Source organism: Nevskiales bacterium (assembly GCA_035574475.1).
Taxonomy (GTDB): Bacteria; Pseudomonadota; Gammaproteobacteria; order Nevskiales; family DATLYR01; genus DATLYR01.
Map to the genome: position 1 here is coordinate 1 of DATLYR010000091.1, position 12,891 is coordinate 12,891.

The 12,891-nt window shown below is 67.5% G+C and carries 13 protein-coding genes; 1 reads left to right on the plus strand and 12 read right to left on the minus strand.

Annotation, left to right across the window (positions count from 1 at the left end; all coding sequences use genetic code 11):
• The 6 genes from secG to rlmE all read right to left on the minus strand — a co-directional run.
• Nucleotides 1-264, minus strand: a 264-nt coding sequence (gene secG / locus VNJ47_05255; GenBank protein ID HXG28240.1) for a preprotein translocase subunit SecG, incomplete at its 3' end; no start/stop codon positions are given.
• A 28-nt stretch (nt 265-292) separates the two neighbouring features.
• Nucleotides 293-1,057 (minus strand): triose-phosphate isomerase, encoded by a 765-nt coding sequence (tpiA, locus tag VNJ47_05260; GenBank protein ID HXG28241.1) that lies wholly within the window; start codon nt 1,055-1,057, stop codon nt 293-295.
• Between the two features lie 59 nt (nt 1,058-1,116).
• Entirely contained in the window at nt 1,117-2,454 is a 1,338-nt protein-coding gene (gene glmM, locus VNJ47_05265; GenBank protein HXG28242.1) for a phosphoglucosamine mutase, read from the minus strand.
• 8 nt (nt 2,455-2,462) lie between these two features.
• Nucleotides 2,463-3,302, minus strand: a complete 840-nt coding sequence (gene folP / locus VNJ47_05270; protein HXG28243.1) for a dihydropteroate synthase — start codon at nt 3,300-3,302, stop codon at nt 2,463-2,465.
• Nucleotides 3,303-3,409: 107 nt separating this feature from the next.
• Entirely contained in the window at nt 3,410-5,338 is a 1,929-nt protein-coding gene (gene ftsH, locus VNJ47_05275) for an ATP-dependent zinc metalloprotease FtsH (protein ID HXG28244.1), read from the minus strand.
• A gap of 54 nt (nt 5,339-5,392) precedes the next feature.
• Nucleotides 5,393-6,004, minus strand: a complete 612-nt coding sequence (gene rlmE, locus VNJ47_05280) for a 23S rRNA (uridine(2552)-2'-O)-methyltransferase RlmE (protein HXG28245.1) — start codon at nt 6,002-6,004, stop codon at nt 5,393-5,395.
• A gap of 77 nt (nt 6,005-6,081) precedes the next feature.
• Here rlmE and VNJ47_05285 point away from each other — a divergent pair, with 77 nt between their 5' ends.
• On the plus strand, nt 6,082-6,393 hold the full coding sequence (locus VNJ47_05285) for a YhbY family RNA-binding protein (protein HXG28246.1): 312 nt from the start codon (nt 6,082-6,084) through the stop codon (nt 6,391-6,393).
• Nucleotides 6,394-6,426: 33 nt separating this feature from the next.
• On the opposite strand, the gene greA is transcribed toward VNJ47_05285, so the two are convergent.
• The 6 genes from greA to VNJ47_05315 form a co-directional block, all read right to left on the minus strand.
• A complete protein-coding gene (gene greA / locus VNJ47_05290) occupies nt 6,427-6,903 on the minus strand; it encodes a transcription elongation factor GreA (protein HXG28247.1) in 477 nt (158 codons plus the stop codon).
• Nucleotides 6,900-9,299 (minus strand): carbamoyl-phosphate synthase large subunit, encoded by a 2,400-nt coding sequence (gene carB, locus VNJ47_05295; protein ID HXG28248.1) that lies wholly within the window; start codon nt 9,297-9,299, stop codon nt 6,900-6,902. Before carB ends, greA begins: the two co-directional genes overlap by 4 nt.
• Complete coding sequence (locus tag VNJ47_05300; protein ID HXG28249.1) at nt 9,248-10,147, minus strand: hypothetical protein; 900 nt, start codon at nt 10,145-10,147, stop codon at nt 9,248-9,250. The genes carB and VNJ47_05300 overlap by 52 nt, the downstream gene beginning before the upstream one ends.
• The gene (carA, locus tag VNJ47_05305; GenBank protein ID HXG28250.1) at nt 10,147-11,274 is read right to left on the minus strand and encodes a glutamine-hydrolyzing carbamoyl-phosphate synthase small subunit; all 1,128 of its coding nucleotides are present in this window, start codon (nt 11,272-11,274) and stop codon (nt 10,147-10,149) included. Before carA ends, VNJ47_05300 begins: the two co-directional genes overlap by 1 nt.
• A gap of 129 nt (nt 11,275-11,403) precedes the next feature.
• Nucleotides 11,404-12,489, minus strand: coding sequence for a PA0069 family radical SAM protein (locus VNJ47_05310; protein HXG28251.1), 1,086 nt, complete (start codon nt 12,487-12,489; stop codon nt 11,404-11,406).
• 25 nt (nt 12,490-12,514) lie between these two features.
• Nucleotides 12,515-12,891, minus strand: a 377-nt coding sequence (locus VNJ47_05315; protein ID HXG28252.1) for a hypothetical protein, incomplete at its 5' end; no start/stop codon positions are given.

Consider the following 12,891-nt stretch of genomic DNA (forward strand, 5'->3'; position numbering starts at 1 on the left):
CAGTCGCCGCAGCGCCGCGTGTGCCGCCTGCGCCTGCTCCGGGCTGGCGGTGCGGCCGGTGCCGATCGCCCAGACTGGCTCATACGCCAGCACCGCCGTGGTGCGGCTCAGGAAATTGGCCGAGCCGCGCGCGCCGAACACCGTACCCGAGGCGCCGCTGCCGAAGGCCGCGCCCATGTCGGCGCCCTTGCCCTGCTGCAGCAGCACCAGGCCGATGATGCCCAGCGCGAGCAGGACCTGAATCACGATCAGAAACGTATGCATAGCAACCTCGTGCCTTTCCGGCGGCGCCTCAGGCGTCCTGCCCGGCGCGGCAGATGGCGCTGAACTGGCCGGCATCCAGGGCCGCGCCGCCGATCAGGCCGCCATCCACATCCGGGCAGGCAAACAGGCTGGAGGCATTGTCGGGCTTGACGCTGCCGCCGTAGAGAATGCGCAAATCGCGGGCGATTATAGCATCCTCGGCCGCCAGCAGTCGCCGCAGCGCCGCGTGTGCCGCCTGCGCCTGCTCCGGGCTGGCGGTGCGGCCGGTGCCGATCGCCCAGACTGGCTCATACGCCAGCACCGCCCGGGCGAAGGCCTGCACCCCGGCCGCGGACAGCACGGCACGTAGCTGGCGTGTCAGCACCGCCTCGGTCTGGTCGGCCTCGCGTTCGGCCAGGGTCTCGCCCACACACAGGATCGGGATCAGGCCTGCAGACTGCGCCGCCTGGAACTTGGCCGCAACGCGCGCATCGCTGTCGTCGAAGAACTGACGGCGCTCGGAGTGACCGACGATCACATAGCGGCAGCCGACATCGACCAACATCTGGCCGCTGACCTCGCCGGTGAAAGCGCCCTGGCCGGTCTTCTCGCAGACGTCCTGCGCGCCCAGCAGCAGGGCGCTGCCCTGCAGCCGCTGCGCCACCTGCACGAGGTAGGGATAGGGCGGGCACAGCACGATCTCGACACGGTCGCAAGCTTCGACCGCCTCACGCACGGCGCGCGCCAGAGTGTCGGCGCCCGCCGTCGAGCCGTGCATCTTCCAGTTACCCGCAACCAGTCTGCGCCTGCCCATGCGTGAGAGACTCCGTGAAAGCCGCGAAGCTTAGCCGCCCGGCGCGCGCCGGGCAACGATCAGGCTGCGGTGCGCACGCTGGTCGCGATCTCTTCCGCACAGGCCGCGACCAGGGCGGCGTCCACGCCCTCGACCATGACACGGATGAGCGGTTCGGTGCCCGAAGGCCGCAGCAGAACGCGCCCTTCGCGGCCCAGCCGCTTTTCCACCGCAGCCACGGTGGCACGCACCTGCGCATGCGCCAGCAGCTCCGCGGCTGCAGCACGCACCGGTACGTTGATCAGCGTTTGCGGACACTTGTGCATGCCCGCCAGCAACTCATCCAGCGCCTGGCCGCTGGCCGCCATCACGCCCAGCACCTGCAGCGCGGACACGATGCCGTCGCCGGTGGTGGTGCGGTCCAGGCACAGGATGTGACCCGAGGATTCACCACCGAGGTTGCCCCCGGTCTCCAGCAGGCGCTCCAGCACGTAGCGGTCGCCGACCTTGGCGCGCTCGAAACCGATGCCGAGCGCGGCCAGCGCCTGCTCGAGGCCGAGGTTGCTCATCAGCGTACCGACCACCGGTCCCCTGAGGCCGCCCGTCTGCTGACGCGCACGCGCGATGATGTAGAGGATCTGGTCGCCATCCACAATGGCGCCGTGGCGATCCACCAGGATGCAGCGGTCGCCGTCGCCGTCCAGGGCGATGCCGACATCCGCGCCCTGCGCACGCACTGCCTGTTGTAAAGCCTGCGGGTGGGTCGATCCGCAATCGCGGTTGATGTTGAGCCCGTCCGGCTGGTTGCCGATCACGCTCAGTTGAGCGCCCAGTTCACTGAACACCAAGGGCGCCACCTTGTAGGCTGCGCCGTGCGCACAGTCCAGCACTACACGCAAGCCTTTGAGGCTCGAAACCGGGCCCAGGCTGGCCTTGCAGAACTCCACGTAACGCCCGTCGGCATCCACGGCGCGGCGGGTCTTGCCGAGTTCGGCCGATGGCGCAACTTGCAGCGGCGCCTCCAGCAACCGCTCGATCTGCAGCTCGACCGCATCCGGCAGCTTGTGGCCCTGCGCCGAAAAGAACTTCACCCCATTGTCGTGGAAGGGATTGTGCGAGGCGCTGATCACCACGCCGGCCTGAGCCATGAAACTGCGCGTCAGATAGGCGATCGCCGGCGTCGGCATGGGCCCCAGCAACAGGACGTTGACGCCAGCGGCATTGAAGCCGGCCTCGAGTGCCGACTCGAACATATAGCCCGACAGCCGCGTGTCCTTGCCGATCACCACGCGCGCCCTGCCCTGCGGGGCCAGGATGCGGCCCGCCGCCCAGCCGAGCTTGAGCGCGAAATCCGGCGTCATCGGCGACTCGCCGACCCGTCCGCGCACGCCATCGGTGCCAAAATACTTGCGTGCCATGCCGACTGCTATGCCTCCTGTAACGCCTGTTGCCGCGCGGCCGCCGCAAGCTTCACCGCCTCGACCGTGGCCCGTACGTCATGCGTGCGGATGATGCTCGCGCCCTGCCACACCGCCAGTGCCGCGGCCGCCAGACCGGCAGGCAGACGTTCCCCGGGCGGCTGGCCGGTGATCGCGCCCAGCATGGACTTGCGCGACAACCCGACCAGCAGCGGTGCCCCCAGCCGGCGTAGCGTATCCAGCCGCGCCAGCAGGCGCAGATTATGCGCCAGGGTCTTGCCAAAGCCGAAGCCCGGATCCAGCAAGATGCGGTCTGCTGCAATGCCGGCGCTCAGACAGGCGCGGCGACGGTCAGCCAGGAAGTCGCCGATCTCGCGCACGACATCGGCATAGCATGGATTTGCCTGCATCGTGCGCGGCTCGCCCTGCATGTGCATCAGGCACACGGCCGCGCCGCTGGCGGCCGCCGTTTCCAGTGCGCCCGGCCGGCGCAGGGCATACACGTCGTTGATCAGGCCTGCGCCGGCGGCGCAGGCCGCGCGCATCACGGCCGGCTTGCTGGTGTCGACGGAAATCACGGCCGGCAACCCGGCGATGCGCTCAATCACGGGGATGACGCGCCGCAGTTCCTCGGCCTCGTCCACCGGCTGCGCGCCCGGGCGCGTGGACTCGCCGCCGACATCGATCAGTGTGGCGCCCTCGGCCACCATTTCCTGCGCGCGCGCCACGGCCTGGTCGATGCCGAAATGGCGGCCGCCGTCCGAAAACGAATCCGGGGTGACGTTGAGCACCCCCATGACGACGGGGCTGCCCAGATCGAGCGTCTTGTCGCGGCAGACGAGCTTCAAGCGAAAAGCGATGCCGGTCCTGGCTCGCCCACGGAGATACTAGAGTGCTCTATTGCTGATGGGGGCAGGGCGGCGGACGCCGCCCTGTTCCTGCGCGAAGCGCATGACTAGTGCTGACCGGCCGGCTTGGCGGTGCCGCCGCCAGGGGCGGCTTTGGGCCTGGCCGTGGCTGGCGTGCTGCCGCTGCCCGGGTTTGCGTCGGTATCGCTCCAGCCCTCGGGCGGTCCCGGCTCGCGGCCCTGCATGATCTCGGCGATCTGCTGTGCGTCGATGGTTTCGTATTTCATCAGCGCGTCGGCCATCAGGTGCAGCTTGTCCATGTTGTCCTGCAGGATCTGCCTGGCGCGCTGGTAATTGGCATCGATGATGTTGCGGATCTCCTTGTCGATGGCCAGCGCGGTCTCGTCGGAGACGTTCTTATGCTGGGTCACGCTGCGCCCCAGGAACACCTCGCCTTCGTTCTCGCTGTAGGCCAGCGGCCCGAGTTTGTCCGACAACCCCCACTTGGTGACCATGTTGCGCGCAATCTCGGTGGCGCGCTCGATGTCGTTGGACGCGCCGGTGGTCACGCGATCCGGGCCGAAGATCAGCTCCTCGGCGATGCGGCCGCCGAACAGCGAGCAGATCTGGCTGTTCAGCCGCTGTTTGCTGTAGCTGTAACGGTCGTCTTCCGGCAGGAACATGGTCACGCCCAGCGCGCGGCCGCGCGGGATGATGGTGACCTTGTAGACCGGATCGTGCTCGGGCACCGACAGGCCGACGATGGCGTGGCCGGACTCGTGGTAGGCGGTGAGGCGCTTTTCCTCCTCGCTCATCACCATCGAGCGCCGCTCGGCGCCCATCATGATCTTGTCCTTGGCCTTCTCGAAGTCGTTCTGGTCCACCAGGCGCTTGTTGGCGCGGGCGGCGAACAGCGCCGCCTCGTTGACCAGGTTGGCCAGGTCGGCACCGGAAAAGCCCGGCGTGGCGCGCGCGATCACGCTCGGCTTGACGTTGTCCGCCACCGGCACGCTCTTCATGTGTACCTTGAGGATCTGCTCGCGGCCGCGCACATCGGGCAGCGGCACCACCACCTGACGGTCGAAGCGGCCGGGCCGCAGCAGTGCGGGGTCCAGTACATCCGGACGGTTGGTGGCGGCGATGACGATCACGCCCTCGTTGCCTTCGAAGCCGTCCATCTCGACCAGCAGCTGGTTCAGGGTCTGCTCGCGCTCGTCGTGCCCGCCGCCGAGGCCCGCGCCACGGTGCCGGCCGACGGCATCGATCTCGTCGATGAAGATGATGCAGGGCGCGTGTTTCTTGGCCTGTTCGAACATGTCGCGCACGCGGCTGGCGCCGACGCCGACGAACATCTCGACGAAGTCGGAACCGGAAATGGAGAAGAACGGCACACCCGCCTCGCCGGCGATGGCCCGCGCCAGCAGGGTTTTACCGGTGCCCGGCGGGCCCACCATGAGCACACCGCGCGGAATCTTGCCGCCCAGGCGCTGGAACTTGGCGGGGTCCTTGAGGAACTCCACCAGCTCCGCCACCTCCTGCTTGGCCTCCTCCACGCCGGCCACGTCGGCGAAGGTGACCTTGACCTGGTCCGGCGAGAGCATGCGTGCGCGCGAGCGGCCGAAGGACATCGCGCCGCGGCCGCCGGCGCCGCCCTGCATCTGGCGCATGAAATACATCCACACGCCGATGATCAGCAGGAACGGGAACCAGGCGATGAAGATCTGCTTGAGCAGCGACTGGCTTTCCGGCGGCTTGCTGTGGATGGTGACGTTGTGCTCGATCAGCGTCCCGATCATCGCCTTGTTGTCGGTCTCCGGGCTGTAGGTGGTGAACTTGCCGCCCGCGCTGGTCTCGCCCTGGATGCGGTTGCCGTCGATCAGCACGCTCTTCACCGCGCCCTGCTCCACCTGCTTGAGGAACTCGGAATAGGCCATCGGCTGGGCGCTGCTGCCGGTGGGCGAAAAGCCGCTGAACACGCTCATCAGCACGAGCGCGATCACGGCCCAGAGCAGGAGATTTTTTGCCAATTCGTTCAATGAGTTATCCTCTGGTGTGAAGAGCGGGTCGCAGCCCAAACCCGAGCTTAGACACTACACCAATCGGTAGTTCCGTGCCAGCAAATACAGCTCACGGCTGCGATCGCGCGAGGCCTCCGGCTTGCGGATCTGCACCCGGGCGAACTGCCTCCGCAGCGTCTTGAGATAGTCATCGAAACCCTCGCCCTGGAACAGCTTGATCAAGAGACCGCCACCCGGCTTCAGCGCCGTGCAGCAGAACTCCAGCGCCAGCTCGGCCAGGTACAGCACGCGTGCCTGGTCGGACGCGCCGATACCGCTGATATTGGGGGCCATGTCGGACAAAACAAGGTCCACGCGCTGGCCCCCGAGCGTGTCCGTGAGCTGCCTCAATACCGCATCCTCGCGGAAATCGCCATGGATGAATTCCACCCCTTCGATGGGGTCCATCGGCAGGATATCGAGCGCGATGATGCGTCCGCGCCCCTTGAGCAGGCTGGTGGCGTACTGGCTCCAGCCGCCGGGGGCGGCACCGAGGTCCACGATCGTCATGCCGGGACGTATGAGGCGATCCTTCTGCTGGATCTGCTGCAGCTTGAACACCGCACGCGAACGCCAGCCCTCCGCCCGCGCCTGTTTCACATAGGGGTCGCTGTGGTGCTCGGCCAGCCAGCGGCGGCTTTTCATGGGCTTCGCCCAGAACTACGTTCGCGGCCGCGAACGTACCCACACAACGCCATACTCATGACGGGTATGATACGCGTATGCCGACCACCATAACCGAAGCCGAACGCCGGGCGCTCAAGCGCCTGGCCCATCACCTGGAGGTCGTGGTGCGCACCGGCAACGCCGGGCTTACTGAAGCCGTCATCGCCGAAACCAGCCGCGCGCTGGAACATCACGAACTGATGAAAGTGCGCGTGCTGGCCGGCGAACGCGCGGATCGCGACGCGATGATCCGGCAGCTGTGCGAAACGCTCGGTGCTGCACTGGTACAGCGTGTCGGCCATGTCGCCACGCTGTACCGCCCGCGCGACCAGGACAGCCGGATCAGGCCGCTCCTGAAGACGACCTGAGCACACAGCGGCAGGCGCGAATGCGGGCTCGCATCAGAGGTAGCGGACCGCGACGATCTCGAACAGCCGGGTACCGCCCGGCACCTGCACCGATACCTCGTCACCCTGCTGCTTGCCGATCAGGGCGCGTGCGACCGGCGAGTTCACCGACAGCAGCCCGGACTTGATGTCGGCCTCGTCCTCGCCGACGATCTGATAGGTCACCGTGTCGCCACTTTCCACGTCCGAGAGCTCCACGGTCGAGCCGAACACGACCTTGCCGTTCGCGGCGAGTGTGGTCACGTCGATGATCTGCGCGTGCGCCAGCTTGGACTCGATGTCCTTGATGCGCCCTTCGATGAAGCCCTGCTGCTCGCGCGCGGCGTGATATTCCGCGTTCTCGCTCAGGTCGCCATGCGCGCGCGCCTCGGCGATCGCCTTGATGACGCGCGGGCGGTCCTCGGCCTTGAGCCGCTTGAGCTCTTCCCGCAGCCGCTCGGCACCGCGTACGGTGATCGGGATCTTTTTCATGGACGGGGTCCCACCGGGGCCTGGCGGCCCTGCGCCTGATGCAGGTCCTGCAACCGGTTGACCTCAATGTTATGCAGATGGCGCAAGGCCGCACAACTGGCGCGTGCGCCGGCCAGGGTCGTGAAATAGGTCAGCTTGCGGGCGATAGCCGCGCTGCGGATGGACTGAGATTCGGCAATCGCGCTTTTGCCCTCGGTGGTATTCACCACCAGCTGCACCTCGTCGTTCTTGATCATGTCCACGATGTGCGGCCGGCCTTCCTTGACTTTGTTCACGCGCGTGCAGGCTACTCCACCCTGCTCCAGCGCCGCCGCCGTGCCGCCAGTGGCCAGGATGCGGAAACCGTTGCGTACCAGCTCGCGCGCCAGCTCTACCGCACCCGGCTTGTCGCTGTCGCGCACGCTGATGAAAGCCGTGCCGGAGGCCGGCATGCGCATGCCGGTGGCCAGCAGCGCCTTGGCATAGGCCTCGCCGAATTGGCGGCCGACGCCCATGACCTCTCCGGTGGACTTCATCTCCGGCCCGAGCAGCGGGTCCACGCCCGGGAACTTGATGAAAGGGAACACGGACTCCTTGACCGAGTAGTACGGCGGAATGCGCTCACCCCCCACCCCCTGCGCCCTGAGCGACTTGCCGACCATGCAGCGCGCGGCGATCTTGGCCAGCGGCAGGCCGGTGGCTTTGGACACGAAGGGGACTGTACGCGAGGCACGGGGGTTGACCTCCAGCACGTAGATCTCACCGTCCTGAATCGCGAACTGGGTGTTCATGAGGCCGACGACCTTGAGCGCCTGCGCCATCTGCCGCACCTCCTCGCGCAGCCGCGCCTGGACTTCTGCGCCCAGGCTGAAGGGCGGCAGTGAGCAGGCCGAGTCGCCGGAATGCACGCCGGCCTCCTCGATGTGTTCCATGATGCCGCCGATGTACACGTCGCTACCATCGCCAATGGCGTCAACGTCCACCTCGACTGCGTTGTTGAGGAAGCGGTCGAGCAGCACCGGCGCATCGTTGGAGACCTGCACCGCCTCGCGCATGTAGCGCTTGAGGTCCTCGTCGTCGTGCACGATCTCCATTGCGCGTCCGCCGAGTACGTAGGAGGGGCGCACCACCAGCGGGTAGCCGATCTTCTGCGCCTCGGCCAGGGCCTCCTCGAGCGAGCGGGCAGTGCCGTTCGGCGGCTGGCGCAGGCCCAGCGTGTGGATGAGCTGCTGGAAACGCTCACGGTCCTCGGCGATGTCGATCGAGTCCGGCGTGGTACCGATGATCGGCGCGCCGGCCGCCTCGAGCGGCCGTGCCAGCTTGAGTGGTGTCTGTCCGCCGTACTGGACGATCACGCCCTTCGGCTTTTCGAGGTCGATGATCTCCATCACGTCCTCGAAGGTCAGCGGCTCGAAGTACAACCGGTCCGAGGTGTCGTAGTCGGTGGACACGGTCTCCGGGTTGCAGTTGACCATGATGGTCTCGTAGCCGTCCTCGCGCAGGGCGAGCGCCGCGTGCACGCAGCAGTAGTCGAACTCGATACCCTGGCCGATGCGGTTGGGCCCGCCGCCCAGCACCATGATTTTCTCGCGCCCTGACGGGTTGGCCTCGTTCTCCTCGTCGTAGGTGGAGTAGAGATAGGCGGTACTCGTCGGGAACTCGGCGGCGCAGGTATCCACGCGCTTGTAAACGGGGCGGATGTCGTGTGCGTGCCGGGCGCGGCGGACTTCGTCCTCCCTGCAGCCGAGCAGCCTGGCCAGGCGCGCGTCGGCAAAACCCTTGCGCTTGAGCGCCCGCAGTTCGGCCGCCGTGAGCGACGCGAGCGTCCGGCCCTTGAGCCCCTGCTCGATGCGGATCAACTCCTCGATCTGCTCCAGGAACCAGGGATCGATCTTGCTGAGATTGAACACTTCCGCCTGCGTCAGGCCGGCACGGAAGGCATCGCCCACGTACCACAGGCGCTTCGCGCGTGGCGTGCTCAGCTCGCGCTCGATGCGGGCACGCGCCTCCGGTGCGGTCGGGTCCTCGAGCTGCTCGTCGAAACCCACCGAGCCGATCTCCAGCGAGCGCATCGCCTTCTGCACGGACTCCTGGAAGTTGCGGCCGATGGCCATGGCCTCGCCCACCGACTTCATCTGCGTGGTCAGACGGTCGTCGGCCTGCGGGAACTTCTCGAAGGTGAAGCGCGGAATCTTGGTGACCACGTAGTCGATCGTCGGCTCGAACGAGGCCGGCGTGGCGCCGCCGGTGATCTCGTTGCGCAGCTCGTCCAACGTGTAGCCAACCGCCAGCTTGGCGGCGACCTTGGCGATGGGAAAACCGGTGGCCTTGGAGGCGAGCGCCGATGAGCGCGAGACGCGCGGATTCATCTCGATGACGACCATGCGCCCATCGGCGGGATTGACCGCGAACTGCACGTTGAGCCCCCGGTCTCCACGCCGATCTTGCGCAGCACCGCGATCGAGGCGTCGCGCATCACCTCGTATTCCTTGTTGGTCAGGGTCTGCGCCGGCGCCACCGTGATCGAGTCGCCGGTATGCACACCCATCGGGTCGAGGTTCTCGATCGAGCAGACGATGATGCAGTTGTCCTTGCGGTCGCGCACCACCTCCATCTCGAATTCCTTCCAACCCAGCAGCGACTCCTCGATCAGCACCTGGGTGGTCGGCGACAGGTCCAGGCCGCGCTGCACGATCTCCTCGAACTCCTCCTTGTTGTAGGCCACGCCGCCGCCGGAGCCGCCGAGCGTGAACGAGGGCCGGATGATGACCGGGAAGCCGATGCGCTCCTGCACCGCGCGCGCCTCCTCCAGGCTGTGCGCCAGGCCCGAGCGCGCCGACTGCAGGCCGATCTCGTCCATGGCCACGCGGAATTTCTGCCGGTCCTCGGCCACGTCGATGGCCTGTGCCTTCGCGCCGATCATCTCGACGCCGAATTTCTGCAGCACGCCGTGGTGCGCGAGGTCGAGCGCGCAGTTGAGCGCGGTCTGGCCGCCCATGGTCGGCAGCAGTGCATCCGGCCGTTCCTTTTCGATGATCCGCGCGACCGTCTGCCACTCGACCGGCTCGATGTAGATGGCATCGGCCATCTCGGGGTCGGTCATGATGGTGGCCGGGTTGGAGTTCACCAGGATCACCCGGTAACCCTCCTGGCGCAGCGCCTTGCAGGCCTGCGCGCCGGAATAGTCGAACTCGCAGGCCTGCCCGATGATGATCGGGCCGGCGCCGATGATGAGGATGCTCTCGATATCGGTGCGTTTCGGCATTACCGTCTCGCCTGTTCCATCATGCGGATGAACTTGTCGAACAGCGGCCCGATGTCGTGCGGGCCGGGGCTGGCCTCGGGATGGCCCTGGAAGCTGAAGGCCGGCACGTCGGTGCGCTCGAGGCCCTGCAGGCTGCCGTCGAACAGAGACTTGTGCGTGGCGCGCACGTTGGCCGGCAGCGTGGCCTCGTCCACCGCGAAGCCGTGGTTCTGGCTGGTGATCATGACCCCGCCGCTGTCCAGGTCCTGCACGGGGTGGTTGGCGCCGTGGTGGCCGAACTTCATCTTGAGCGTCTTCGCCCCGCAGGCCAGGCCCAGGATCTGGTGGCCCAGGCAGATGCCGAAAATCGGCAACTTGCACTGCATGAACTCGCGTGCGGCCTGGATACCGTACTCGCAGGGCTCCGGATCGCCCGGCCCGTTGGACAGCAGCACGCCATCGGGCCTGAGCGCCAGCACCTCGGCGGCCGGGGTCTGGGCCGGCACGACGGTCACCCGGCAGCCGCGATCCACCAGCATGCGCAGGATGTTGCGCTTGACCCCGAAGTCGTAAACCACGACGTGGAAGCGCGGCTGCGTGTGGTTGGGCACGTCGTTGGGCCCGACCCAGGTGCCCTCGGTCCACTCGTAAGGCCGCAGCGTCGTGACCACCTTCGCCAGGTCCATGCCCTTCAGGCCCGGGAACTCGCGCGCGCGCTTCAGCGCCTCGGCCTCGTCCACGCGGCCGGCCATGAGGCAGCCGTTCTGGGCGCCCTTCTCGCGCAGGATGCGGGTCAGTCGGCGGGTGTCGATGTCGGCGATGGCCACCACGTTGTGGCGCCGCAGGTAATCGCCGAGGGTTTCCTGTGCGCGCCAGTTGCTGGGCGCGCGCGGCACCTCGCGGATCACGAAACCGGCGACCTGAACCTTGTCAGACTCCTGGTCCTCGGGGTTGGCGCCGACGTTGCCGATGTGCGGGTAGGTCAGCGTGACGATCTGCGCCTTGTAGGAGGGATCGGTGAGGATTTCCTGGTAGCCGGTGATTGCGGTGTTGAAAACGACTTCGCCGACGGTCACGCCGTCGGCACCGATCGACTGGCCATGGAACAGGCTGCCGTCGGCAAGGGCGAGAAGAGCCGGCTGGGTCAAGGGCATCTCCGTTGAATCCGCGCTTTCCGAGAGACTGCCCTGCACATAAGACGAGGGGCTGCTCGCGCAGCCCCTCGGTATGTCAGAGCTTGTGAATTATACCGATGCGTCCCGCGGGCGTCTACGAAATCAGCCCCACAGCGGCAGCTGGTCACCGGCCGCCGGCGGCGGGCGGAAGGCGCCGGTGTTGAGCCCGCCGTCCTCGCGCCGGTTCAGGCCATGGCGCTTGCAGGCCAGGCGGAAGCGCTGCGCCAGCATGTCCGCATACTCGCCGGTGCCGCGCTGGCGCAGGCCCCAGCGGCTGTCATAGTCCTTGCCGCCGCGCGCCTGGCGGATCAGGCTCATGACGTGCGCGGCCTTGAGCGGGTGGTGGGCGTCGAGCCACTCGCGGAACAGGTCCTTGACCTCGTGCGGCAGGCGCAGCAGCACATAACCAGCCATCCGGGCGCCGGCATCCGCGGCGGCGGCCAGGATTGCATCCAGCTCGCCGTCGGTGATCACCGGGATGACCGGGGCCACCAGCACGCCCACCGGCACACCGGCCGCGCTCAGCCGGCGCACCAGCTCCAGGCGGCGTGCCGGCGAGGCTGCGCGCGGCTCGAGCGTGCGCTTGATGGCGTTGCGCAGGCTAGTGAGGCTGATGAAGACCTGCACCAGGTCGTCGCGCGCCATCTTTGCGAGCAGGTCGAGGTCGCGCTCGACCAGCGTGCCCTTGGTGACGATGCCGACCGGGTGGCGGAAGCGCGCCAGCACTTCCAGTATCCCGCGGGTGACGCGCAGCTCCTTCTCCACCGGCTGGTAGGGATCGGTGCTGGCACCGAGCATGATGGGCTCGCAGCGATAACCGGGCCGGCGCAGCTCCCGTTCCAGCAGTGCCGCAGCGTCCTGCTTGTAGAACAGCCGGGTTTCGAAATCCAGGCCAGGCGAAAGATTGAGGTAGGCGTGGGTTGGGCGGGCAAAGCAGTAAATGCAGCCATGCTCGCAGCCCCGGTAGGGGTTGATGGACTGCGAAAAGCCGATGTCCGGCGAATCGTTGCGCGTGATGATGCTGCGCGCCGGGTCCGGCGTGACCGTGGTCTGCAGCGGTGGAGCCTCTTCCTCGAGCGTGCCCCAGCCGTCGTCAAAAACCTCGACGCTGTGCCGTTCGAAGCGCTGCTTCAGGTTGGAAACCGCGCCGCGTCCCTTGTGCGGCGGCGGGCGATGCGGGCTGTCCATGGCTGCAGTCTACGCCCGACGCGGCTCACAGGATGAGCGATTGCTCCCACTCGCGGACGTCCTCGTCCGGCGCCTCGTCGATCACGCGCCCGCCGCCGCCCGGCGACGCCGGCTGCGCAGGGACATCCATCGCGCCGGCGGGCGCTGGTGCATTCTCCGCAGGCACTGGGTGAACCGGCGCCGGCTCCTCCGGCAGCCCTTCTTCTGGCAGCCCCTCTTCCGGCAGAGACCCCGGCTCAGGCGGCGTGGCACCGTCCGCGGACTCGTCACTGCCGTCCGGCCCGATGGCTTCCGGCTCGATCGGCTCCGGATCGTCGCCCGCCGGCGCCGGCCGAGGCCCATAGCCCATCTGGCGCAGGATCCAGGCGCTGCGCGCCATGACATAGGGCCCGGGGCGCGCGG